The organism is Streptomyces sp. NBC_01460 (assembly GCF_036227405.1).
In the GTDB taxonomy this organism is placed as follows: Bacteria; Actinomycetota; Actinomycetes; order Streptomycetales; family Streptomycetaceae; genus Streptomyces.
Map to the genome: position 1 here is coordinate 3,099,874 of NZ_CP109473.1, position 23,080 is coordinate 3,122,953.

Sequence of the window (23,080 nt, forward strand, 5' to 3'; positions counted from 1 at the left end):
GGTGGGGCGCATGAACGACCGCATGGTGTGGATCGACTGCGAGATGACCGGGCTCTCGCTGACGGACGACGCACTCATCGAGGTGGCCGCACTGGTCACCGACTCGGAACTGAACGTGCTCGGCGAAGGGGTGGACATCGTGATCCGCCCGCCGGACGCGGCCCTGGAGACCATGCCCGAGGTGGTGCGGCAGATGCACACCGCCTCGGGCCTCCTCGACGAGCTGGCCGGGGGCACGACCCTGGCCGACGCCGAGGAGCGGGTCCTGGCCTACATCCGCGAGCACGTGAAGGAGCCGGGCAAGGCCCCTCTGTGCGGAAACTCGGTCGGCACGGACCGGGGCTTCCTCGCGCGGGACATGCCGTCCCTGGAGGGCTACCTCCACTACCGGATCGTCGATGTGTCCTCGGTCAAGGAGCTGGCGCGCCGCTGGTATCCGAGGGCGTACTTCAACAGTCCGGACAAGAACGGCAACCACCGGGCCCTGGCCGACATCCGCGACTCCATCACGGAGCTCCGTTACTACCGGGACGCGGTCTTCGTGCCGCAGCCCGGACCGGACTCGGCCCGCGCCAAGGAGATCGCGGCGCGCCACACGCCGGCCGCCGGACAGTAGGCGCACGACCCCGCTGCTCACGGGCCCTCCGGGGCCCGTGATCGGCCCCTGAGGAACTCGGGCGCGAGCACCCGCTCGGACCCTGTACACTTTTTCTCGGCCGGTCAGGAAAGCGACCGGGCGACATGGTGGGTATAGCTCAGCTGGCAGAGCACCTGGTTGTGGTCCAGGATGTCGCGGGTTCAAGTCCCGTTACTCACCCTGATTGATCAAGGCCCGACCTGTGAGAACAGGTCGGGCCTTCGTCATGTCCGGAACGTCGGGACGCGGCGGGAACACCGGCGCCGAGCCCCGCATGGAACGCCGGCCACCGGGCATCCGAGAGAACGGTCCCGCCGCGCTTTCCCCCGACGCGGCGGGGCCGCCCCTCGGGGGCGGCGGACCGCACCCCTGGCGCCCGGCCCCTGCCGGAGCGAGCGCGTGACGGTGTCAGACCCGGGCGCAGCGGTCCCGGAGCTCGGAGATGACGGCTCCCTCGAGGGCGTTGGCGTCCCCGTCGACAGCGGCCACCCGCTCGGCCACGTCGAGGAGGTCGCTCAGATCCCCCGGCTCGGCATCCACGCGCCCCCACACCTCGGCGGGATCGACGTCGACGAGGTGGGCGAGCTGTTCGTCGACCACGTGGTGCTGCTCCCTGACCAGCCTGACCAGGTGCCGCATCAGCAGCGTCTCGTCGTCGGTGATCTTCCGGTCCGCCCTGATGACGAGCCACGCGACCCACAGCATCAGCTGGGGGTGCCGGCTCCGCCTGCTGAGCCCTTCGGCGAGTTCGATCACACGGGCCTCGTTCCGGAAGACGGCTTGCGCGTGCCGCCCCGCGAGCAGCGTCGTCCAGCGGTTCAGCACCACCGCGAGGGGGACGCCGACCAAGGGGATGCCGATCTTGATGACGTTGCGCTGCAGGAGGTACTTCCCCACGACCGGGAGTCCCCTCGCGGCGGTCAGCGCCCCTCCGGAGTAGAAGCGCTTGATCATCGGCCGCACGAGGGCCGGGACCGCCTTGACCACACCTTCCCGGACTGCCTCCCCGCCCTTGATCGTGAAGGCCACCCTGATGAGCTTCCACATGTCGTCGGGATCGGACAGGTCGAGCGGGACCCGGTGGAGGACCGCGATGTCGTGGGCCAGGCGGAGCTGGAGCCGGGTGACGAAGGCGACATCGACCATCATGGTCGCGACGGCAGCCGGGACGGTAGCCGCCGAGGCACCGCCGAGACTCCCGAGGGTGGCGGCGACGGTCGCCGTATAGGCCCCGGCGGAGAGCCCGCCTTCCAGCGCGGCGTACCGGGCCGCCATCTTGATCCGCTGGTCGACGACGGCATCCACGGGTACGCCCTCGTACCGCTCCCGGAAGTACTTCTGGTCGGCCTTGCCGGTGTAGGAGCTCAGGGCCTGAGCGCTGAGCTTGGTGAACCAGCCGCCCGACTTGATGTCGTCCGCGCTCAACCCCTTGATGAATTCCTTCAGTTCGGCCCGCTCACGCTCGACGGTCTCGCGGTCGGCGGTCTCCCGGCCGGCGTCCTGGCCGTCTCCGGCGTCGAGGGCGTCCCCGGCCTCGACGGCGTCCGCCGGACCCTCGGGGACGGCGAGGTCCTCAGGGCTGTCCGGCGTACGGCCGGGGTGCCCCGCGTCCCCCTCCTGGCTCCGCGTCTCCCCGGCGTCCGCCCCTGCCTCGGTCGCGGGCTCCGGTGCCCGGGGCGGGGGCACCGCGGCCGCCGGGGACGCGGCCCGGGAGCCGAGGCCGGTCACGGCACCGTCGTCCGCGCTCCGGGCCGCGACGTCGAGGTCGACACCGAAGTCCGCCGCCAGTCCGGCCGGGCCGGATGCGTATCCCTGGCCCACGGCCCGGAACTTCCACTCGCCCGCGCGCCGGTAGAGCTCTCCGAAGATGAAGGCGCTCACAGCCCCGGCGTCCTCGACGGAGAAGTGGACGAGGTCATTGCCGGAGCTGTCGGCGACGGTCAGGAGGAGGTCGTCGAAGTCCCCGAACCGCGACCCTCCGGACCGGCTCGCCGCCACCACGATCCGCTCGACCCCCGGTGGTACGGCGTCCAGGTCGAACCCGATCCGGCTCTCGTCGCCGTCAGCCGTGGGGGTCTTCCCGAGCAGCCGCACACTCCCCTCGCCGGCGGTCGGGTTGCCGTGGAAACAGAAGTCGCCGGCGCCGCGCACCTTGCCGTCACCGTCGAGGAGAAGAACGGAGACGTCTGCGCTCCCCTCCTCGGTCACGCTGCTCCAGCCGAGGCTCATCACCACGGACCCGACGTCCTCGCTCAGCGTGGCCAGACCGACGTTGGCACCCTTGATCATCTTCTGCACGCGTCCCCCAAGGCACGACCGGGCCGGAAGCGCACGCACGGCCGGGGTATGTGACGTCGTGTGGTGCGTCACACATTCGTCGTACGCGCGGAATCCTAGCGGCCGACCCCGCACCTTATGGAGAAGTTGTGAAAGAAGGGCTTTCGCGTGGACGATCAGGGCCCGGCCCCGCGTCCACGCGGCGCCTCAGGACGACTCCCGCACCACCAGCTCCGTGGGCAGCACGATCCTCGGGCGTTCCTGGGTGGGGTCGTCCGACGAGCGGTTCGCGATCTCCTGGAGCAGGACGCGGGTCATCGTGCGGCCCATCTCCTCGATCGGCTGGCGCACGCTCGTCAGGGGCGGGTCCATGTGGCGGGCGACCGCGGAGTCGTCGAAGCCGATCAGGGCGACGTCGTCGGGGATGCGCCGGCCGGACTCGCGCAGCACCTGGCGGGCGCCCGCCGCCATCACGTCGGAGGCGGCGAAGACCGCGTCCACGTCGGGGCGGCGCTCCAGCAGCTCCCGCATCGCGCGGGCACCGCCCTCCTCGCTGAAGTCCGCGGGCGCGATCAGCCGCTCGTCCGGGTCGAGGCCAGCCGCGGCGACGGCCTTGCGGTAGCCGTCGAGGCGGCGCTGGGCGCCGTAGACGTCGAGTCGGCCGGTGATCGTGGCGATGGAGCGGCGGCCTCGCGATATGAAGTGGTCGACGGCCGCTCGGGCACCCTCGAAGTTGTCGGAGTCGACCGAGGGCAGCGTCTCCGCCGCGTGCCTGCGGCCGCTGATCACGGAGGGCATGCCGAGCTGTTCGAGGAGGTCCGGCAGCGGGTCGTCCGCGTGGACGGAGACCAGGAGCACCCCGTCCACCCGGTGCGCGGTCAGGTACTGCGCGAGCCGCCGGCGCTCGCGGTCGTTGCCCGCGAGGGTCAGCAGCAGCTGCATCTCGGTGTCGGCGAGGGCGGCCCCGACACCGCGCACGATGTCGGAGAAGTACGGCTCGGCGAAGAAGCGGGTCTCGGACTCGGGCACGACGAGCGCGATGGCGTCCGTGCGGTTGCCCGCGAGCGCCCTGGCCGCACGGTTGGGCACGTAGCCCAGTTCGGCGACGGCCGCCTCGACGGCCTCCCGGGTCTGGGCGCTGACCCGCGGTGAGCCGTTGATGACGCGCGAGGCCGTGCCGCGCCCCACTCCGGCCCGGGCCGCTACTTCTTCGAGCGTGGGCCGCCCGCCACTCCGTACTCGCGCTGCCGCCATGGCTGCCTCCCGTTCGCGGTCAATTTCTCACAGCGGGTTGTGCAAACCAAGTCCCACTGCCCGGTCCCTTGACACGCGGCCGGACCCAGCGGTCCTCTGCGCACCACCACTTCTGGGAGCGCTCCCAAGCCTAAGGGGTCCGGATGCCGAACACGCAGGGCGGGCAGAGAAAAGCGGGACCCGGCGGCATGCCGGGTCCCGCTGTTCGTCCTGGTGAGGGTCAGACGGTGCCGACCGGGGGCAGTGCGTGGCGGCGGATCACGTCCGAGTACCAGTGGGCACTCGTCTTGGGGATCCGGCGCTGGGAGGCGTAGTCGACGTACACGGCGCCGAAGCGCTTCGAATAGCCGTACGCCCACTCGAAGTTGTCCATCAGGGACCAGAGGAAGTAGCCGCGGACGTCCGCGCCGTCGGCGACGGCGCGCTGCACGGCGTCGAGGTGGCCGTGGAGGTAGGCGACCCGCTCGGGGTCCTCGACCTTGCCCTCGGGCGAGACGTAGTCGTCGAAGGCGGCACCGTTCTCGGTGACCATCAGCGGCAGGCCGGGGTGGTCACGGCTGACGTCCATGAGCAGGTCGTACAGCCCGTTCGGGTCGATCGACCAGTCCATGGCGGTGCGCTCCTTCCCCTCGGCGAGGTGGAAGGCGACGTGCTCGGAGCCGGGCCACGGAGAGTGCGCGCTGGCGCCGTGGGCGTCGCTGCGGGCGTAACTGGCGCCCTCCACCGGGGTGGAGACCAGGGTCGGCGTGTAGTAGTTGATGCCGAGGGCGTCGACCGGACGGGAGATGGTGGCGAGGTCACCGTCCTTGACCAGCTTCGACCAGTCCACCAGGTGCGAGGTGTCGGTGATCAGGTCCTCGGGGTACTCCCCGCGCAGCATCGGGCCGGTGAAGACGCGGTTGCCGACCGCGTCGATGCGGCGCGCGGCGTCCGCGTCGGCCTCGCTGCCGGTCAGCGGGCGGACCTGGTGGAGATTGAGGGTGACCGAGGTCTGCGCAGCAGCGGGGAGTTGGGCGCGCAGAACCTCGATCGCCCGGCCATGGGCGAGGTTGAGGTGATGGGCCGCCTGCAGCGCCGCCGCGGGCTCGGTGCGGCCGGGAGCGTGCACTCCGGAGCCGTAGCCGAGGTAGGCCGAGCACCACGGCTCGTTGAGGGTGGTCCACATGCCGACGCGGTCGCCGAGGGCGCCGGACACGATGGCGGCGTAGTCGGCGAACCGGTCGGCGGTCACGCGCTCGGGCCAGCCGCCGGCGTCCTCCAGCTCCTGGGGCAGGTCCCAGTGGTAGAGGGTGGCGACGGGCATGATGCCGGCGTCCAGCAGCTCGTCGACGAGCTTGCGGTAGAAGTCCAGTCCGCGCTCGACGGCCGGGCCGCGGCCGGTGGGCTGGACCCGGGACCAGGAGACGGAGAAGCGGTAGGCCTTCAGCCCGAGCTGCTTCATGAGCGCGACGTCGTCGCGGTAGCGGTGGTAGTGGTCGGCGGCGATGTCGCCGGTGTCGCCGTTGCGGACCTTGCCGGGCGTGCGGCTGAAGGTGTCCCAGATCGACGGCGTGCGGCCGTCCTCGGCGGCGGCGCCCTCGACCTGGTAGGAGGCGGTCGCCGCGCCCCAGATGAAGCCCGTGGGGAACTGTGCCTCGGGCGCCTGCTTCGGGGTGGTGTCGGGTCGTACGGCAGTCATGCGGGAGCGCTCCCATGGGTGGAGGGACAGGGACAGGAAGTGCGGGGGCCCCGGCCCCGTACGGTCTGTGGTCAGGTACAGGCCGTACGGGACGGCCGGAGGCCGGACCGGGGACGGGACAGCGGACCGGACAGGACCGGGTGGGGTCCGCGGGCCCGGGGTCGGACCGGGGTGGTGCGGCGGGCCGGGGTCAGCCCTTGACGGCGCCGGACATGATGCCCCCGACGATCTGCTTGCCGAAGATCACGAAGACGACGAGCAGCGGCAGCGTGCTGATCAGCGCGCCCGCCATGACGATGCTCTGGTCGGGGACGTAGGACGCGCTCAGCTGGCCGAGGGCCACCTGGAGCGTGGGGTTCTGCTGGTTCAGCGCGAGGTAGGGCCAGAAGAAGTCGTTCCAGGCCTGGACGAAGGTGAGCATGCCGAGCACCATCATGGCCGGACGGGCGACCGGCAGCACGATGCTCCACACGATGCGGAGGTTGTTCGCGCCGTCCACCCTGCCCGCCTCGATGAGCTCGTACGGCAGCGCCTCCAGGAGGTACTGGCGCATGAAGAACACACCGAACGCGCTGACCAGGGTCGGGAAGATCACCGACTCCAGCTGTCCGCCCCAGCCGATGTCGGACATCATCATGAACAGCGGTACGACGCTGAGCTGCGGCGGGATCGTCAGCGTCGCGATGACCATGGTCATCAGCGCGCCGCGGCCCTTGAAGCGCATCTTGGCGAAGGCGTAGCCGGCCAGGGTGCAGAAGAACAGGGTCGCCAGGGTGATGCTGGAGGAGACGATCACCGTGTTGACGATGGCCTTGCCGAGGTTGGCCTGCTCCCAGGCCGCCTGGAGGTTGTTGAACAGGTTGCCGCCCGGGACCAGCGGCGGCGTGGTGTCCAGCACCTCGTCCTGGGTGCGGGACGCCGCCACGAGCGTCCAGTACAGCGGGAACAGCGAGCCGAGGCCGACGACGGCGAGCGCGAAGTAGGCGAAGGGGCCCGCGTGGTGCTGGCGGCCGGCTCCGGGCTTGAAGCGGCGGCGGCGCGGAGGCTCGTCACGGACCGTGGCCTTGGAGACGCGGCGGTGGTCCGGAGCGGCGATGGGGCTGGTGGTGGTCATGGTTATCGCTCCCCGTCAGGCCGCGGTCTTGCGCATGAAGCGCCCGACGAGCCAGTTGATCGCGGCAATGAGCAGCAGCAGGACGAGCATGGCCCAGGCGACCGCGGCGGCCGGACCGAGGTGTCCGAGGTTCCAGCCGTAGTTGTAGAGGTAGATGCTGAGGGTCTCGTACTGGTGCTCGGAGCCGCCCTGGGCTCCGATCTGACCGCCCTCGAGCAGCAGAGGCTCACCGAACAGCTGCATGGATCCGATGGTCGAGATGACGATCGTGAAGAGGATCGTCGGCCGGAGCGCGGGAATCGTCACGTTGCGGAACTGCTGCCAGCGCGAGGCCCCGTCGAGCGAGGCCGCCTCGTAGAGGTCGGACGGGACCGCCTGCATGGCGGCCAGGTAGATCAGGGTGTTGTAGCCCGTCCAGCGCCAGATCACGATCACGGCGATGGCGATGTTGGACGTCCAGTGGCCGTTGGCCCAGTTCGTCTCACCGGCACCGAAGAAGCCGAGGACCCAGTTCAGCAGGCCGCCGTCCGCCCGGAACACCAGGGCGAAGACCAGCGCGGCGGACGCCACCGAGGTGGCGTACGGCGTGAGGATCACGGTGCGCCAGAAGGTGCTGGCCCGCAGTTTGTAGTTCAGCAGGTGGGCGAGGCCGAGCGCGATCATCAGCTGCGGCACGGTCGAGATGACGCCGATGACGAAGGTGTTGGTGACCGCGGTCCAGAACTCGGAGTCCTGGAGGATGGTGCTGAAGTTGTCCCAGCCGACCCATTCCATCTGGTCGAGGCCGGTCATCTCCACCCGGTGGAGGGCGATCCAGCCGGTGTAGATCAGGGGGTAGAGCCCGAAGGCCCCGAAGACGAGGAAGAAGGGCGCGATGTAGGCGTACGGCGATGCCTTGTCGTCGAAGCGCCACAGCCGGCTGCGCCAGACCTGACGGGCCGGGGTCATGGGCTTCGGAGCGCGGCGGCTGGGCCGCGAGCCGTGTGCGCCCCGGGTGGGGGTGGTGGTTGCCACAGGTGGGAGTCCTTCCCTGGGGTGTGCCGACACCGCAGGGGCAGGCCGGACCTGGTCAGGTCCGGCGGAGGTGTCGGAGAAGGTGCGCGGTACCGATGGGGGAACCGGCACCGGTGCGGGCCGGCCGGGACGCGTCGAAGGCGTCCCGGCCGCCCGCACCGGCGAGGATCAGCCGATCACCTTGTCGATGGCCTCGGTGGCCGCGTTCCACGCGTCGTCCGCGCTGGTGCCCCGCTGCTCCATGTTGTTGATCTGGGTGCCGATGGTGTCCTTGATGACGCCGTCCTTCGGGCCGAGCACGGCCGCGGGGATGACCTGCGCCTCTTCGGCGTAGATCTCACCGATCGGGGCGTTGTTGAAGTACTCCAGCTTGGCGGTCTTCACGTCGGGGAGCTCGTAGGCGCCCTTGTTCGACGGGAAGAGGCCGGCGGCCTTGAACACGGCGGCCTGCTGCTCGGGCGCGGTCAGCCACTTGACGAGCTCACCGGCCTCCTTGACGTGCTTGCCCTTCGCGGGCACGGAGAGGAAGGAACCGCCCCAGTTGGCCGCGGTCTCACCCGGGGTGCGGGCGATGTCCCACTTGCCCTTGAACTGGTCACCGGAGTAGGTGGCGATCTGCGCGGCCATCCACGCGGGGCAGGCCACGGTGGCCATGCTGCCCTTGCGCAGGGCGTTCTGCCACGGGACGCTGAACTGGGCCAGACCCTGGGTCAGCTTCTTGTCGACCGCCTCGGTGGCGAGCTTCCAGCCCGCCTTGACGCCGGCGCTCTCCTTGTAGATCGCCTTGCCGTCCTTGGAGTAGTACTGCTCCGAGTCGGAGCTCACCACGCCGTTGTACATGGCGCTGGCGGAGTCCATGAAGAAGGTGTCCTTGGGGGCCTTCTTCTTGTACTCCTCACCGAGCGCGAGGTAGTCCTCCCAGCCACCGGCGAGCTTCGCGGCGACCTCGGTCCGGTCGGTCGGCAGTCCGGCCTTCTCGAACAGGTCACGGCGGTAGCAGATCGACATGGGGCCGATGTCGGTGCCGGCACCGATGACCTTGCCCTCGTCGGTGCTCGCCTGCAGCGCCTTCCAGTTCACCCACTGGTCGGGGTCGATCACCTTGGAGAGGTCGGCGAAGGCGTCCGCCTTGGTGTCGACGAGCTCCTTCACACGGCCGACCTCTATGCCCTGCACATCGGCCAGGCCGCTGCCCGTGTTGAGCTGCTGGAGGAACTTGGGGTAGTAGACCTTCTCGTCGGCCGTGACGTTTTCCTTGACCGTGATGTTCGGGTGGAGCTCGTGGTACTTCGCGAAGAGCCCCGCCTCCTTGTAGCCGAACTGGCCGAAGTCGGCCACGGTCAGGGTGATGTTCCCGTCGGCGTCGGCCTCGCCCGAGTCCGAGCCCGAGTCGCTGCAGCCGGTCAGCAGCAGGGCGGTGGCCGTGAGGCCCGTGGTGACCATGACGGCGGTTCTGCGGCTTCGACCTGCGACGGTGCGGGTGATGCGCATTCCACTACTCCTTGTTCCAGGGTGGGACTGGCGTTCGATCTGCTCGGCATACGCGCCGGTGGGTGCGGGTGCCAGGGGTACGGAGAGGACATGGGCGGTGCCGTCCCCGTACGAGCGAAAAACCTCGTTCGATATGGGAGCGCTCCCATGCGCTGATGCCGGAAGATTGCTGCCTCAAGGGGGTGGGTGTCAAGAGTTGAAGACGCTTCCGTTGCCCGAGTGTGTCCTGCAAGTCACGCGACCGTGTCCGGCAGAGGTCTTGCGTTAACCCGCGCGTCCTGCATGCGCCGTCTGCGGCCGTTCGAATCACCGCAGGTCAGGGGGTGTTGGGCGGGAGCCGGCCTCTCCGTCCCGCGCGGAGGCCCGGCATCCGGCGCGGTTTCCCGTGCGAGGTTCGAGACGGTGCGGACGGGCGGGGCGGGCCGGAAGACGCCCGCCGAGGAATGAACGGGATGAGGCCCCGTGGGGGCGCGGAGGGGGGCCGTGAGCCGCTTCCGCGTTCTTTCCCCGAACTCCACCATGCCGCCCGACCGTTCCGCTTACGCGACGGAGAAGCCCTCGGGCTGTGCACATGGGGGCGCGCGCCCCGGCCGGATGTGGGGGGTGTGTGGGGGGCCGGCCGGGGCGCGCGCGTCGAGGTGATGGTCGAAAGGGGCGCCGGACTACCCGAAGGTGCCGAACGCCTTGGTGAAGGCCAGCGGTTCCTGGAGGATCGAGCTGCAGACGGCGTCCGCGGTCGGCTTCGCGCCGCCCGCGCACTGCACGTCCCGCGTGCCCGACCACATCGCCAGCCGGCCGATGCCCTTCTCCTGAGCGAACTTCACCAGCTGTCCGGCGTCCTCGACGGTGAAGATCTCGGTGGCGACGTCGTTCACGCCGATCATCGGGGTGACCGCCACGGCCTTCCAGGCCGCCGCGTCCGAGAGCCCGAGCACGCCCTTGAGCTGGGCCTGCGTGGCCGTGGCGGCCTGGGCCGCGTAGTCGCCCATGTCCCCGCTGTACGAGGCCCCGTAGTCCATGGCCATGATGTTGACCGCGTCGATCGTGACGCCGTTCTTCTTCGCGTCCGCGATCAGGTCCACACCGGGCTGGGTCAGTCCCTCCGGCATCACGGGCAGCGTGAAGGAGACGTCCAGGCCGGGGTGCTCCTTCTGGAGCTGGGCGACGGCCTGCGCGCGGCGGGAGTTGGCGGCGGTGTCGGGCAGCGCCCCGCCCTCGATGTCGAAGTCCACCTTGGTCAGCCCGTACGCGTCGATGACCTTGCCGTACGCCGCGGCGAGCTCGGCCGCCGAGGAGCAGTGCAGCGCCAGCTCGGCACCGGCCGCCCCGCCGAAGGAGACCCGCACGTCGCCGCCCTCGGCCCGCAGCGCGTCGATCTGGGCGGCCACCTTGTCGTCGGCGAGCCCGGTGACGCCGCCCCACAGCGGGGCGCAGCTGCCGCCCGACGTGATGAAGGCCAGGTTGAACTCCTTGACGCCCGTCCTGGACACGGTGTCCAGGAGGTCGTAGGAGGGGTACAGCGACGTGTCGACGTAGGGGGCGAACCCGGCTCCGCCGGCCGCCCCTCCAGGGGTCCCGGACGGCTCGGCCGTCGGTGTCGGCTCGGCGGTGGCGCTCTCGGCGGGCGTCGGCGCCGACGTGGGCGTCGAGGTGGGGGCCGACGTGGGTGTGGGGGTTCCGGTGGGGCGCCCGCTGGGCTCCGGCGCTGTGCCGCCGTCCGCCGAGCACGCGGCGTCGTTGATGAGGCAGCCCTCGGGATCGGCGGCCTTCCCGGCGGAGGTGGTGACGAAGCCGACCGTCACGGACGCACCCGGAGCGATGTCCTTGTTCCAGCTCGCGGGCTTCACGGTGACGTGGTTGCCGCTGACGGTGTGCTCACCGTTCCAGAGCGAGTCGATCTTCGTGCCGGCGGGAAGGTCGAATTCGAGCGTCCACCCGGACTGGACCGTCCCGGTCTCGTTCGAGACGACGTACTGCCCGGTGTACCCCCCGGCCCATCCGCTGGCCCTGGTGTACGTGGCGCCGACCGCGGCCGCCTGCGCCGTTCCGGTGACCATGAGGACCGTGCCGCCGACGACCACCGCGGCGACCAGGGCGCCGACCGCCTTCGTGCGGGTGCTCGTCGTACGGCGGTGCGTGCTGGTGCCCATCGCGTTCCTGCCTCTGTCCTGCCGGGGGGGTGGTGATTGCGTCTGCACGCTAGCCGCCCCGAACCGGGCAAAAGGAACTGTTGGGACCTGAGTTGATGTTCTTAGGGTTGGCTTAAGGAGGGCATCGGCACCGGTTAAAGGTTCGGGCCGTTTCCGGGGGCTCCGCGGAACTCGGCGCTCCGGGATCGCCGGCCCCGCGGCCCGCGCCTTCCGCTCCGCCGGCCGACCCGGTGCCCCCTGCGCGCACGCTCGGCCGGGCCGCCTTCGAGCCCGATCCAGATGCGGACCTCGGTGCCGCCGAGCACCGAACGCCCGATCCGCAGGTCACCGCCGGTGGACTCGGCGACCCTGCGGACGATGTCGAGGCCGAGGCCGGTCGATCCCACCGCGCCCCGTGTGCCCTTCCGTCCGCTGGCGCCCCGGGCCAGGGCCGATTCCGGATCGGGTATCCCGGGTCCGGCGTCCGAGACCAGCACCAGCACGGCGTCACCGCTGTGGTGCACGTCGACGGCGAAGGCGGTGCCCTCCGGCGTGTGCCGGAAGACGTTTCCGAGCAACGCGTCGAGGGCCGCCGCCAGTTCGGGCCGGGCCACCGGGATGCGTACGGTCCGGTCCACACCGGCCAGGCGCACCGTGCGCCCCTGGTCCTCGGCGAGCGCCGACCAGAACCCCATGCGCTCCCTGACGACCTCGGAGACGTCGCATCCGGCGCCCGCGCCCTGCGGCCCGCCCTGGGTCTGGGGGCGCTGCTCCCGGGCCGTACGGATGATCGTGTCGACCTCGCGCTCCAGCTGCTCGACGGCAGCCCGGGTCTGTTCGGCGGCCGGGCCCTCACCCAGCGAGGCGGCGTTGAGGCGGAGCACGGTCAGCGGGGTGCGGAGCCGGTGCGAGAGGTCGGCGGCGAGTTCGCGTTCGTTGGCCAGGAGCTGGACCACCTGGTCGGCCATGGAGTTGAAAGCGGCCGCGGCGGACCGGAGTTCGGTGGGGCCGTCCTCGGGCACCCTGGTCCCCAGCCTGCCCTCCCCCAGGTCCTGGGCGGCGCCCGCGAGCCGCTGGGCCGGCTCCACCATCCGCACACCGAGCCGGTCGGCGACGGCCACGGAGCCGACGATCAGCGCGATCCCGACACCGGCCAGGACCAGCCAGGCCGTGCCGACCCCGTTGGAGACCTCGCCCTCGGGCACGAACACCTCGACGACGGCGATGCCCCCGGAGCCGAGCGCGGTGGGCTGGAGCAGGGTGGAGCCGCCGCGCACCTCGGCGATGGAGGCGCGCCCCGACTTCCGTACGGTCTCCACGTCCTCGCGGGTGGCGCGCCGGACACCGATCTCCAGGCGGGAGCCGCCCGGTTCGGTGGCGGGGACGTGCACCGCGAGGCGGCCCCTGCCGCCGGGCTCGGTGGACAGGGCGGCCCGGGTGAGTTCTCCGGGGTCGGTGGTGATGGTGAGCGTGGGGCCGATGGTGGCGGCCTGCCGCTCGGCGTCGGAGAAGGCGCGGTCGCGGGCCATCTCCTTGATGACCAGCCCGAGCGGTACGGCGAACGCGATCACGACCATGGCGGTGACGGCCAGGCAGACCTTGACCAGGGCCCATCTCATGCGGACTGTCCCGTGGCCGGTGGTTCGAGTTTGACGCCGACTCCGCGCAGGGTGTGCAGATAGCGCGGCCGGGCGGCCGTCTCGCCCAGTTTGCGGCGCAGCCAGGAGAGATGGACGTCGATGGTCTGGTCGTCCCCGTAGGACTGCTGCCAGACCTCGGCCAGCAGCTCACGGCGCGGGACGACGACGCCGGGGCGGCCCGCGAGGAAGGCCAGCAGGTCGAATTCGCGACGGGTCAGGTCGAGGGCCGTGCCGTCCAGTTCCGCCTGGCGTCGCAGCGGGTCGATGGAGAGGCCGCCGACCTGGAGGACGCGTGGGGGCGGCGCCTGGGCGCCGGCTCCGTGGGTGCGCCGCAGGACGGCGGCGATGCGGGCGGAAAGGTGCTCCACCGAGAACGGCTTGGTGAGGTAGTCGTCGGCCCCGTCGTTGAGCAGCCTGACGATCTCGGCCTCGTCGTCCCGCGCGGTCGCGATGATCACGGGTACGTCGGTGATGGAGCGCAGCATCTTCAGCGCCTCGGCGCCGTCGAGGTCGGGCAGCCCGAGGTCGAGGACGACGACGTCGAAGCGGAAGTGCGCGACCTCGCGCAGCGCTTCGAGCGCGGTGCCGACGCTCCGCACGGTGTGCGAGGCCTCGGTCAGGTGCCGGATGAGGGCGGAACGTACGAACTGGTCGTCCTCGACCACGAGCACACTAGGCATGCGCCGCACCGTAGCCCATACGGAGGAAGGGAGTCCCCTCCAGGACGGCACCGGCGCGGGTGCGGCAGGATGGGCCCGATGCAACGAGGACTCGTACACGCGATCGCGTGGTCGCTCGCCACGGGTGCCGCGGTCACCCTGTCGTGGTGGGGCGTGCACACGGTCATGTCGGGGACGGCGTACGACCCTCCGCGCGCCGTGCCGATCTCGGTGGGGGCGGGAGGCGGGCAGGGGACGGACGCTCCGGTGTCGTCCTCGACGCACCGCGCGCCGCCCTCGGCCTCGCCGCGTGCCACGGCGTCCCGTGCCACGCCCACGCCCTCCCCCCGGCCCTCGCGGCGGCCGTCCTCCCGCCCGCCGGCCACCGGTCCGGGCCCGGCGAAGTCCTCGGCGTCCCCGGCAGCCGCAGGCGAGGTGAAGAGTTATCCGACGCGTGGCGGCAGGGTCGTCCTGGAGCTGGCCGACGACTCGGCGAAGCTGGTCGCGGCCACCCCGGAACCGGACTGGTCGATGCAGGTGTGGACGAACCCGGAGTGGATCCGGGTGGACTTCGGTGACGGGTCGGGCGCGACGATCTCCGTCTTCTGCACCTGGAACGGCCATCCGCCGACGGTCGAGGTCGTCGACCAGTGACATCGCCACGGGGGTGGGCCGCTCGGCGGGGCCCCGTACGTGGATCGGAATGATCCGGGTTCGCCGTGTTCCGCCCTCGGTCAAGGGCCGTCCTCAGAATCCTTCGTCCGTCGTTACGCGGACGCCTGGTGGCGGCTGTGGTCTCCGGTCCTCACGACCGATGTGAATCGGCCGATCCGTGCGGCAGTATCGGCCACGCGCGCCCATCCCGTCGCACACGGCGAAAGCCCTGCCCGCCAAGGTTTCCGTTACGGACGGTGTCTCCTGGATTCGTCTTCGCGGCTTCCGGTTCCCTTCCTGCCGAAGTCACGGCTGCTGACTCCGGCGGAGCAGCGCGTCGCGGCCGAGTGCTACGCGCGTACGCTGGCGACGGGCGAGCTGACGAGCGGACCGGCGGCGGCCGGGTTCGAGGCGGCGCTCGCCGATTTCCTCGGTCTGCACGCGGTCGCCACCAGCAGCGGCACGGACGGCCTGATCGTCGCGCTGCGCTCGGTCGGGGTGGGGCCCGGCGACGAAGTGATCATCCCTGCCAACAGCTTCGCGGCGACCGAGAACGCGGTCCCGGCCTGCGGGGCGGTCCCCGTCCTCGCCGACATCGAGCCCGGCCGCCCCACCCTCGACCCCGAGTCGGCCGGGGCCGCCGTCACCTCCCGGACCAAGGCCGTCCTGCCGGTCCACCTGTACGGGCGGCTGGCCGACATGGCGGCTCTCCGCCGGACCGCCGACGCACACGGTCTGCGGGTCGTGGAGGACGCCTGCCAGGCGATCGGCGTCACGGGCGTCGGACAGCACTCGGACGCGACCGTCCTCAGCTTCAACCCGTACAAGAACTTCGGACTGACCGGCAAGGCGGGGGCGGTCCTCACCGGGGACGGCGAACTCGCCGCACGGGTCCGGGCGATCGCCTACCACGGCTTCCACCCTGACCGTAAGAACGTGAAGACGGAGCCCTGGGGGCTCAACGCGAAGACCGACAACTCTCTCGCATCGGTCGCCTTGGGCCTGCTGCCCGGACTCACCCTCAAGAACTACCGGAGGGCCTTCCTGGCCGAGCGCTACATCACGGGACTGGCGGAGCTGCACGCGTCAGGGCTGCTGGTGCTTCCGTCCTTCTCCCCCGACCACGCCTGGCACCTCTTCACCGTGCGGGTTCCTGGCGGGCCCGCCGAACGGGAGGAGATCCGCGCCCGCATGCGGTCGGGCAGCGGGGTGGAGACGGACATCTACTATCCCGTGCTCACCCACCACCAGCGGACCCCGCTGCACAAGAGCCTCTTCTCCCGCAGCGTGCTGCCGCACACCGAGCAGCTCCACACGACGGCGTTCCAGCTCCCCCTGCACAACCAGCTGTCCCTCACCGAACAGGACCGAGTGATCGAGGCGTTGCATGCTGCCGTCCGTCCGACCGCGCGCTGAACCCACCTCCCTCCCGATACCCCGGCACGTCGAAGCGGTGGCCTTCTCCGACCTCGACGAGACCTATCTGGCCCACACGCCGACTGCCGCCGGGGCCGCCGACCGGGAGGCACTGGAGGACTATCTCGTGGAGGCGGCCGGGCGTCACGGGCTGCTCTTCGGCTGGGTGACCGGCAGTTCGCTGCCGTCCGTCATGAGCAAGGTCCGGGCCCACCGGCTGCGGATGCTGCCGCACTTCATCGCCTGTTCCCTCGGGACCGAGCTCCTGTGGACCTGCTGCGCGAGCGCGAGGTGCGGGTGCCCGAGGACGTGGCGGTCGTCGGGTTCGACGACCTCCCGTCACTGGCCGAGTCCATGGATCCCGCGCTGACCACGGTGCACCAGGACATCGTGGGCATGGGCAGGACGATGGCCCGCCTGTTGTTCCGCGAGTCCTCCGACGTGGCCGACGGCAGCCACCCGCTGACCTCCGTGATCACCCCGACCCGGCTGGTCGTGCGGGAGTCCGCCTGACGGGCCGGGTCCGGGCGGGTGTCACGGAGGTCGGTCACCGGCCGCCGCTCACCGGGCTCCGGCGGGGGACGTGTCCGACGGGCCCAGGGGGGCCAGCGCGTCGAGCTCGTCCCGGATCTCCTGCCCGAGCTCCAGCTCGAGCCCGTCCATGGCCTCGTCGAGCTGGGCCACGCCGCTCACCCCGAGCACCGGCATGACGGGCACCGGGCCGCCGGCCATCCACGCCAGGGACAGCTGGTTGGCCGTCACCCCCAGCCGTCCGGCCAGTTCCCGCAGCCGGCTCAGCCGCCCCTCGTTCGCGGGGCTCCGGTACTCGGGAGCGAGCGGCCGGTCGGCTCGGGTCAGGGACCCCTGGAGCAGCGGCGAGTACCCCTGGAGCAGGGCTCCGTGCTCACGGCCGTAGGCGATCAGGGCGTGGTCCAGCGGAAGCTGCGGCCGGATGTCGGCGGCCGGGTCGGGCCAGAGGTAGGAGTGGCGTGCCTGGATGACCCGCGGGAGCGCCGTCGTAGGGTCGTCCGCCGCGAGGCGGGCCGCCTCGCTCAGCCGGACCGCGTCCGGGTTGCTCGCGCCGACGACACCGACCCGTCCCGACCGGACCAGCTCCGACAGAGCGCCCAGAGTGTCGGCGAGTGGCGTCCCCGGGTCGTCGGCGTGGCTGAAGAAGACGTCGAGGGACGGGCGTCCCAGCCGCTCGGCGCTGCGCTCGAACTGCTTGAACACCACCTCCGGGCTGAGCCCTTCGGCGGACTCCGGGAACGGCCCGTCGAGCGGATCGGGCAGGCAGCCGACCTTGGTGGCGATCAGCAGCTCGTCCCGGACCCCGGCGGCGGCCAGCCAGCGGCCGATGACCAGCTCCGACTCCTCGCCCGTGCCGCCGGGCGCCCAGAACGCGTAGCAGTTCGCGGTGTCGAGGAGGCGGCCGCCGCGCTCGGTGAAGCGGTCGAGGATCTGCCGGGACGTCTTCTCGTCGACGGTGGTGCCGAAGTACATGGTGCCGAGGGCGACTCGGGTGCCTCGGAGCCGGTCCATGACCGACTCTCCGTAGACCGTCGTCAGCATGTGTCGTCCTTTCGTCGGTGATGCGGTGCGGTGGGAAGGGGGACGTGGGGGGCCGGGGGACCGGCCGGGGCGTGGGAGACGGAGAGGGGGCGCGGTGTCCGCGCGGCCAGCGAACCGTAGCCGAAGGCGAGTACGTCGGCAGCCGCCAGAACCAGCCGGCTGGCGGCGGCCGCGGCGGCCGCCTCGGGCGGGGGCAGCACGGACGCGAGCGACACCGCGAGCAGCGCCTCCCGCACCCCGAGCCCGTCCGGGACGACGACCACCAGACTGCTCAGCGAGGTCGCCACGGCGAACCCCGCCACACAGGGCAGGACGGCCCGGAGCGGGTCGGCGCCCAGCGCGACCGCGAACAGCCAGAGATGGACGCCGGTCACCAGCCACGACACGGCGCACAGCCACACGGAGCGGCGAAGCACCGTGAGCGGGACCGGTGCGAGCCTGCGTGCGAGCGACGGCACCGCCTTCACCAGCCGCACCGAGACCGCCAGCAGCCGGGGCAGGACGAGCAGCAGGACCGGGACGAGGGCGGCGGCCACGAGCGCCGCCCCCGTCCCGTAGGCGTGGTGCGCCAGGGCGGACAGCCCCAGCACCCCGCCGGTGCCCAGGGACACGGCGGCGTACAGCCCGAAGGCGGCGGTGAAGTGGAAGACGGTGATCCCGGAGGCCGCCGCGAGACGGGACTGCAGCACGATCGACCACATCACCCCCGGTACGTACTTGCCCAGTTGACCGGCGGCGAAGATGCGTACGGCCGAGGGGCGGCTCAGCGGGACCGACAGGGCCTGCAGGGGCTCGCGCCAGGAGAGCGCCGTCAGCCACAGCCCCGCCAGCGCCGGGACGAGCGCCAGGGGCAGCACGGGTCCGAGCAGCCCGACCGCCGTGCGGGTGGCCGCCCCGTCCCGGGCGAAGGAGTGCACGAGGAACCCGGCACACAGCACGAGCACCACCGCGGTCGTCGTCCCCCGGACCCAGGGACGCCGTGCGAAGGCCCGCAGGGTGTCCAGGCGTCCCCCGCCCGCCGGGGGCACCGTGCCGGTGTCCCCGGGGGCGGGGGGCCCGGGCGCCGTGCTAGACATCGGCGACCGCGCCGCCCGTGACCGGCGGGTTGGAGTAGCGGCGCCGGAAGGACGGGGAGCCCGTCCAGCGGACCGCCCCCACCAGGGCGGCCACCCCGGTGGTCGCGGTCATCAGGGTGTGCAGCCCGGCCATCAGCGGCAGGGCGCGTCCGCCCGCCTTCGCGTGCAGGAACCGCAGGAGTCCCCACTCCTCGGCGACGAACGCCCCCACCCCCGCCGTGACCGCGACAGCGCCCGCCACCGGCCACAGGGGTGCCGCGGCGAGGCCGGTCAGGGCCAGGGCGGTACCGGCGACGGCCCTGGGGCGGTAGGCGGTGTCCGACAGCTGTGGCCTGCCCGCACGGTCGCGGTCGCTGAAGAGCGCGACCAGGGGCACGGAGCGGCGGTACTGCTTGCGCAGCAGGATCCCGATCCGGTCGTCGTCGTCGTGCCGGCCGACGATCAGCGGGTCGAGCAGCACGGTCGAGACGGCCGAGAGCCGCGCCCCGTACTCCACGTCCTCGGTGTCGCGCAGCGACTCGTCGAGCGGCCCCGCACGGTCGTAGGCGGCGCGCGGCATCGCCCCGAGCGAGAAGTACGCGGCCTTGACCTCGCCCGCCGTCCGGCGACGCCAGTAGTGCCCGTGCAGCACCTTGTAGCGCTCCACCGCTCCGTCGTCGATCAGCGGTACGGAGTCGTAGATGCCGCAGACGAAGCCGACACCCGGGTCCGACTCCAGCACGTCCACGGCGCGTTGGACCGCGTCGGGGCTCAGTGCGATGTCGGAGTCGAGGAAGAAGAGGATGTCACCCGTGCTGTGCCGCACACCGGTGTTGCGGGCGGCGGAGACCCCCGCGTTGGCCGTGCGGATCAGCCGTACGGAGAACTCCTCGGCGATCCGCGGTGACGCGTCGGTGCTGCCGTCGTCGACGACGACGATCTCGATGTGCGGGTAGCTCTGGCCGGCCACGGCCGTGAGGCACTGGCGGATGGTCCGCGCGTAGTTGTAGTTGGGAATGATGACGGAGACACGGGTCGGTCGCACGAGCACACCTCACAGGAGTCGGCCGGCGGCCAGGCAGGCCAGCCACAGCACGGCGTTGATCACGAGCGGCACATCCGTGAGCACGTCCCGCCCGGGCTCCCCGCCACTGCTCCTGACCGCCACCATCTGGACGTAGCGGCAGACGGCGAAGACGGCGAAGGGCACGGTGGCGACGGCCAGTACGGCCGCGTGCGGATGTGATGCGGACAGGACGAACATCTCGTAGCTGATGAGCGTGGCGGCCAGCAGCAGGGTCATGAGCTGGTCGAGCAGCGGCACCGAGTACCCGGCGAGGGCCGGCCGCTGGGCGGACGCCTGCCCGAGCAGTTCCGCGGCAGCCAGCTCGTGCCGGCGCTTGCCCAGCGAGAGCAGCAGGCAGGTGCAGTAGACACAGATGACCAGCGCGGGGTTGAAGGGCGCGGCCACCGCCACGCAGCCCGCCACGGCGCGCAGGACGAATCCGGAGGCGACCAGGCTGACGTCGACGAGCGCGTGGTGCTTCAGCGCCAGGCAGTACGCCAGGTTGATCACGCCGTACCCCGCGATCGCCGCCTGGGCCGCGCCGGGGAGGAACGCCGCCGATACGGCCAGGGCCGCCAGGCACGTCAGACCCAGCAGCGCCGCCCCGACCGGGCCGATCCGTCCGCCGGCCAGGGGCCTGTGACGTTTGACCGGGTGCAGCCGGTCCCGTTCGCGGTCCAGCCAGTCGTTGAGCACGTAGACGGCCGCCGAGGCCGCAGTGAACGCCACCACCGCGGCAGCGGCCTTTCCTGGGTGCCGGAGCAGGGCGGCGGGGTCCAGGGCCAGCGGCACGACCAGGACGAAGATGTTCTTGATCCACTGCCGGGGCCGCAGGAGCACCAGCGCCGCGGGCATCCTCCTCCGTCGCCTCGGCGGTGTGCGGGCCTCGCCCGCGGGCGGAGCGGGCTGCTGCCCGCTCCGCCCGCGTGACGGCGCCCCGGCGGTGACGACGGCGGTGGCCGCCCGTGGGGCCGGGACGGCCGGGACCGTCCTGCTCTCCGGATCCTCGGTGTCCACGGCGTCCCCGCCGCCGACCCGGTTCACAGCCGCCCACCGGGCAGCAGCCCCCGGAACGCCTCTTCGTGGGCGTCGAGGAACGCCTCTCCGCCGAAGAGCTTGGTCGCCGTCTCCGCGCCGGCGACACGGTCCTCGGCGGGCATGTGCGCCATCTCCAGCAGGGCCTCGCGCAAGGCGTCGGGGTCCCGGGGAGGGACCAGCCGCCCGAAGCCGGTGGACGCCACGGGGTAGCGGGAGCCGGACAGATCGGTGCTCACCGGGGGGATCCCGGCCATCATGGCCTCGACCTGCACGATGCCGAAGGACTCGGATATCGAGGGGAGCGCGAAGACGTCGATCGAGGCGTAGAAGTCGCGTACGGCTTCGCCCCGCAGCAGACCGGTGAAGCGGATCCGCGGGTCGTCGCCGGCCTCCGCGCGCAGCTCCTCGATGTTGCTGCCGCCGGCGACGGTGGTGTAGTCCCCCGCGATCAGCAGCCGTGCCTCCGGGTCCGGCATCGAGCGGAAGGCCCGTATGAGGTACTCGATGCCCTTGTCGACGGTGATCCGCCCCATGAAGCCGATGTGCAGCCCGTCGCCGTCGCGCAGCCGCGGCTCACCGCCGCTGCGGTCGACGCAGGGCGAGGAGATGGGGAGGAGCTTGCGGCGGCGGATCGTCGGCCAGATCCGCGACCCCCGCGCCTGGTCCTCGCTGTTGGTGATGACGATGTCCGCCTTGCGGACGGCGCTCTTGCAGACCTCGTCGACGGCGCGCATCCCGAAGCGGTTCACCGGGCCGTCGGGCAGGAAGACGTCGATGTGGTAGGTCACGACGAGGCGGGCCTTGCCCTTGAGCGCCGCGACGAGGGCCGCCTCGGGGTTGGGCAGGTGCATGTGGACGATGTCGGAGCGGGCGGCGAGGCGCCGTGCCAGCAGGGGCAGTGCCGGGGAGACGAAGCCACGGCTGATGTGGGCGAGAACGGGTGCGCGGAAGACGTGGACGCCGTTGATCACCTCGTACCGCGGCAGCGCGGGGTCGTGCTGTGCGCACACGACCGCGATGTTCCAGCCGCGGGCGGCCAGGCCCTCGGCGGTCAGGCGCGCGGCCTCGGTCAGGCCGCTGATGTAGGGGGCGTAGTAGTCGAGCATCACCGTCACGTGGAACCGGCTGGGGCGCATGGTGGATCCCTCGCTCAGGGGGTTGTCCTGCGGGCTCATCGGATCTCCTTCGGGTGTCCGGAGGCGGTGGGGTCGGGAACGACGAGACGGATCTCCTGGGCCGCGTGGTCCGAGAAGTCCCCGCCGCCGCCGAAGCGGTAGCCGGGCACGGCCAGGTCCTCGGTGGTGAACAGCCAGTCCAGTCGCCACAGCCGGGGCAGTGGGTAGTCGGAGACGGGCCAGGAGCGGGCGGGGAGTACTCCGCTCCCGGGGCTGTGTGTCCGGGTGCCGGGGGCGGGGTCGAGGAGGCTGCCCGTCCACGGCGAGTTGAAGTCCCCGGTCAGCAGTGCCGGGTTGGGGTTCTCCGCGAGATCGGAGCGCAGTGCGTCCAGTTCGCGGTCGCGCCATTCGTACTGGTCCTGCAGGAAGCGGTAGAAGCGGCCGGAGAGCGGGTTGTCGCCGACCTGGAAGGGGACCGGCATGTGCACGTTGTAGAAGGAGACCGTGCGCGCGCCGACCCTGATGTCGGTGCGCTGCGCCTTGCTCCCCTCCCGGTACCAGGCCGTGCCGGTGTCCGGTACCCGGCGGTGGTGCTCGGCGACCACGGGCAGCCGGGAGAGCGTCAGCAACTCCCCCTCGACGGAGATGTGGTAGCCGGGGAACTCCTCGCGCAGCCGGGCCGTGTCGTCGATCCTGACCGGCTCGTCCCCCTCCCAGTACAGGTACTCCTGGAGGAGGTACACGTCGGCGTCCTGGTCGCGCAGGAAGGCGTAGAAGTCCTGCTTGTCGTCGTCCATCTGCCAGTAGTCCGTGCTCCAGGCGAACACCTTGACCGGGGTGCCCCCGGCGGAGGTGCTCGCGCCACCCGAGGGACCCGGTCCGAATCCGGCCAGATAGGCGCCGGCCAGGAGCAGGAGCACCAGCACGGGGGCCAGCCACCGGCGTACCGGCCGCGCGAGCGGGGTCACCGCGAGCAGCAGCAGCGGCACGGCCACCAGCGTCAGCGGGGGTACCGCCTCCACGAGCAGCCACAGCCACCAGCGCCCCGCGAGCAGGACGTGCAGGACGAGGAGCACGGCCCATGTGCCGGTCGCACCCACCAGCAGGCGGGTGCCGCGGCACCAGCGGCGGGCCCGCGGGCCCTCACCGGTGCCGTCGGCCGCCCGCCCGTCCGGAGGCGGACCGGCCGCGGTGTCCCCGTCCGGGCCGGGGACGTCGTGGGTGGCGGGGACACCGGATGAGGGCATGGGTGTCCCCGGCACTCGGGTTCC

18 protein-coding genes, 1 tRNA gene and 1 pseudogene are annotated in these 23,080 nt (G+C 71.7%); 5 read left to right on the forward strand and 15 right to left on the reverse strand.

Annotation, left to right across the window (positions count from 1 at the left end; translation table 11 throughout):
* Window positions 1-10: 10 nt before the first annotated feature.
* The gene (gene orn, locus OG488_RS13680; RefSeq protein ID WP_329229142.1) at window positions 11-616 is read left to right on the forward strand and encodes an oligoribonuclease; all 606 of its coding nucleotides are present in this window, start codon (window positions 11-13) and stop codon (window positions 614-616) included.
* 128 nt (window positions 617-744) lie between these two features.
* Window positions 745-817: transfer RNA gene (locus tag OG488_RS13685), tRNA-His, on the forward strand.
* A gap of 228 nt (window positions 818-1,045) precedes the next feature.
* Here the strand turns inward: OG488_RS13685 and OG488_RS13690 are convergent.
* From OG488_RS13690 to OG488_RS13730, 9 genes are all read right to left on the reverse strand, one after another.
* Complete coding sequence (locus tag OG488_RS13690; RefSeq protein WP_329238634.1) at window positions 1,046-2,926, reverse strand: TerD family protein; 1,881 nt, start codon at window positions 2,924-2,926, stop codon at window positions 1,046-1,048.
* A gap of 195 nt (window positions 2,927-3,121) precedes the next feature.
* Window positions 3,122-4,168, reverse strand: a complete 1,047-nt coding sequence (locus tag OG488_RS13695) for a LacI family DNA-binding transcriptional regulator (protein WP_329229144.1) — start codon at window positions 4,166-4,168, stop codon at window positions 3,122-3,124.
* A gap of 220 nt (window positions 4,169-4,388) precedes the next feature.
* Window positions 4,389-5,846, reverse strand: a complete 1,458-nt coding sequence (locus OG488_RS13700) for a GH1 family beta-glucosidase (RefSeq protein ID WP_329229145.1) — start codon at window positions 5,844-5,846, stop codon at window positions 4,389-4,391.
* A gap of 190 nt (window positions 5,847-6,036) precedes the next feature.
* Window positions 6,037-6,960, reverse strand: a complete 924-nt coding sequence (locus tag OG488_RS13705; protein ID WP_329229147.1) for a carbohydrate ABC transporter permease — start codon at window positions 6,958-6,960, stop codon at window positions 6,037-6,039.
* A gap of 15 nt (window positions 6,961-6,975) precedes the next feature.
* Window positions 6,976-7,974, reverse strand: a complete 999-nt coding sequence (locus OG488_RS13710; protein WP_329229149.1) for a carbohydrate ABC transporter permease — start codon at window positions 7,972-7,974, stop codon at window positions 6,976-6,978.
* A 168-nt stretch (window positions 7,975-8,142) separates the two neighbouring features.
* Window positions 8,143-9,465: an ABC transporter substrate-binding protein gene (locus tag OG488_RS13715; RefSeq protein ID WP_329229150.1), complete on the reverse strand. Its 1,323-nt coding sequence runs from the start codon at window positions 9,463-9,465 to the stop codon at window positions 8,143-8,145.
* A 662-nt stretch (window positions 9,466-10,127) separates the two neighbouring features.
* A complete protein-coding gene (locus OG488_RS13720; protein ID WP_329229152.1) occupies window positions 10,128-11,615 on the reverse strand; it encodes a cellulose binding domain-containing protein in 1,488 nt (495 codons plus the stop codon).
* Window positions 11,616-11,749: 134 nt separating this feature from the next.
* Complete coding sequence (locus OG488_RS13725) at window positions 11,750-13,213, reverse strand: sensor histidine kinase (protein WP_329229154.1); 1,464 nt, start codon at window positions 13,211-13,213, stop codon at window positions 11,750-11,752.
* The gene (locus OG488_RS13730) at window positions 13,210-13,914 is read right to left on the reverse strand and encodes a response regulator transcription factor (RefSeq protein ID WP_329229156.1); all 705 of its coding nucleotides are present in this window, start codon (window positions 13,912-13,914) and stop codon (window positions 13,210-13,212) included. Before OG488_RS13730 ends, OG488_RS13725 begins: the two co-directional genes overlap by 4 nt.
* A gap of 78 nt (window positions 13,915-13,992) precedes the next feature.
* Here OG488_RS13730 and OG488_RS13735 point away from each other — a divergent pair, with 78 nt between their 5' ends.
* The 3 genes and pseudogenes from OG488_RS13735 to OG488_RS13745 all read left to right on the forward strand — a co-directional run.
* Window positions 13,993-14,547: a hypothetical protein gene (locus OG488_RS13735; RefSeq protein ID WP_329229157.1), complete on the forward strand. Its 555-nt coding sequence runs from the start codon at window positions 13,993-13,995 to the stop codon at window positions 14,545-14,547.
* 162 nt (window positions 14,548-14,709) lie between these two features.
* Complete coding sequence (locus tag OG488_RS13740; RefSeq protein WP_329229159.1) at window positions 14,710-15,963, forward strand: DegT/DnrJ/EryC1/StrS family aminotransferase; 1,254 nt, start codon at window positions 14,710-14,712, stop codon at window positions 15,961-15,963.
* Between the two features lie 273 nt (window positions 15,964-16,236).
* A pseudogene (locus tag OG488_RS13745) lies at window positions 16,237-16,476 on the forward strand (substrate-binding domain-containing protein); the annotation flags it as partial.
* 48 nt (window positions 16,477-16,524) lie between these two features.
* On the opposite strand, the gene OG488_RS13750 reads toward OG488_RS13745, so the two are convergent.
* From OG488_RS13750 to OG488_RS13775, 6 genes are read right to left on the reverse strand one after another with little or no spacing between them, the layout of a single operon-like run.
* On the reverse strand, window positions 16,525-17,535 hold the full coding sequence (locus OG488_RS13750; RefSeq protein ID WP_329229161.1) for an aldo/keto reductase: 1,011 nt from the start codon (window positions 17,533-17,535) through the stop codon (window positions 16,525-16,527).
* The gene (locus tag OG488_RS13755; protein WP_329229163.1) at window positions 17,529-18,611 is read right to left on the reverse strand and encodes a lysylphosphatidylglycerol synthase domain-containing protein; all 1,083 of its coding nucleotides are present in this window, start codon (window positions 18,609-18,611) and stop codon (window positions 17,529-17,531) included. Before OG488_RS13755 ends, OG488_RS13750 begins: the two co-directional genes overlap by 7 nt.
* Window positions 18,604-19,635, reverse strand: a complete 1,032-nt coding sequence (locus OG488_RS13760) for a glycosyltransferase family 2 protein (RefSeq protein WP_329229165.1) — start codon at window positions 19,633-19,635, stop codon at window positions 18,604-18,606. The genes OG488_RS13755 and OG488_RS13760 overlap by 8 nt, the downstream gene beginning before the upstream one ends.
* A gap of 9 nt (window positions 19,636-19,644) precedes the next feature.
* Complete coding sequence (locus tag OG488_RS13765; protein ID WP_329229166.1) at window positions 19,645-20,700, reverse strand: UbiA prenyltransferase family protein; 1,056 nt, start codon at window positions 20,698-20,700, stop codon at window positions 19,645-19,647.
* Window positions 20,697-21,869 carry a glycosyltransferase family 4 protein gene (locus OG488_RS13770; RefSeq protein WP_329229168.1) on the reverse strand — a complete coding sequence of 391 codons (1,173 nt, stop codon included), beginning with the start codon at window positions 21,867-21,869 and terminating at the stop codon, window positions 20,697-20,699. The genes OG488_RS13765 and OG488_RS13770 overlap by 4 nt, the downstream gene beginning before the upstream one ends.
* Complete coding sequence (locus OG488_RS13775) at window positions 21,866-23,056, reverse strand: endonuclease/exonuclease/phosphatase family protein (protein ID WP_329229170.1); 1,191 nt, start codon at window positions 23,054-23,056, stop codon at window positions 21,866-21,868. Before OG488_RS13775 ends, OG488_RS13770 begins: the two co-directional genes overlap by 4 nt.
* Window positions 23,057-23,080 lie beyond the last annotated feature (24 nt).

Bases quoted from the DNA above. Each gene is read 5' to 3' on its own strand.
- orn (WP_329229142.1), top strand. From the start codon at position 11: ATGAACGACCGCATGGTGTGGATCGACTGCGAGATGACCGGGCTCTCG.
- OG488_RS13690 (WP_329238634.1), bottom strand. From the start codon at position 2,926: ATGATCAAGGGTGCCAACGTCGGTCTGGCCACGCTGAGCGAGGACGTC.
- OG488_RS13695 (WP_329229144.1), bottom strand. From the start codon at position 4,168: ATGGCGGCAGCGCGAGTACGGAGTGGCGGGCGGCCCACGCTCGAAGAA.
- OG488_RS13700 (WP_329229145.1), bottom strand. From the start codon at position 5,846: ATGACTGCCGTACGACCCGACACCACCCCGAAGCAGGCGCCCGAGGCA.
- OG488_RS13705 (WP_329229147.1), bottom strand. From the start codon at position 6,960: ATGACCACCACCAGCCCCATCGCCGCTCCGGACCACCGCCGCGTCTCC.
- OG488_RS13715 (WP_329229150.1), bottom strand. From the start codon at position 9,465: ATGCGCATCACCCGCACCGTCGCAGGTCGAAGCCGCAGAACCGCCGTC.
- OG488_RS13720 (WP_329229152.1), bottom strand. From the start codon at position 11,615: ATGGGCACCAGCACGCACCGCCGTACGACGAGCACCCGCACGAAGGCG.
- OG488_RS13725 (WP_329229154.1), bottom strand. From the start codon at position 13,213: ATGAGATGGGCCCTGGTCAAGGTCTGCCTGGCCGTCACCGCCATGGTC.
- OG488_RS13730 (WP_329229156.1), bottom strand. From the start codon at position 13,914: ATGCCTAGTGTGCTCGTGGTCGAGGACGACCAGTTCGTACGTTCCGCC.
- OG488_RS13735 (WP_329229157.1), top strand. From the start codon at position 13,993: ATGCAACGAGGACTCGTACACGCGATCGCGTGGTCGCTCGCCACGGGT.
- OG488_RS13750 (WP_329229161.1), bottom strand. From the start codon at position 17,535: ATGCTGACGACGGTCTACGGAGAGTCGGTCATGGACCGGCTCCGAGGC.
- OG488_RS13755 (WP_329229163.1), bottom strand. From the start codon at position 18,611: ATGTCTAGCACGGCGCCCGGGCCCCCCGCCCCCGGGGACACCGGCACG.
- OG488_RS13770 (WP_329229168.1), bottom strand. From the start codon at position 21,869: ATGAGCCCGCAGGACAACCCCCTGAGCGAGGGATCCACCATGCGCCCC.
- OG488_RS13775 (WP_329229170.1), bottom strand. From the start codon at position 23,056: ATGCCCTCATCCGGTGTCCCCGCCACCCACGACGTCCCCGGCCCGGAC.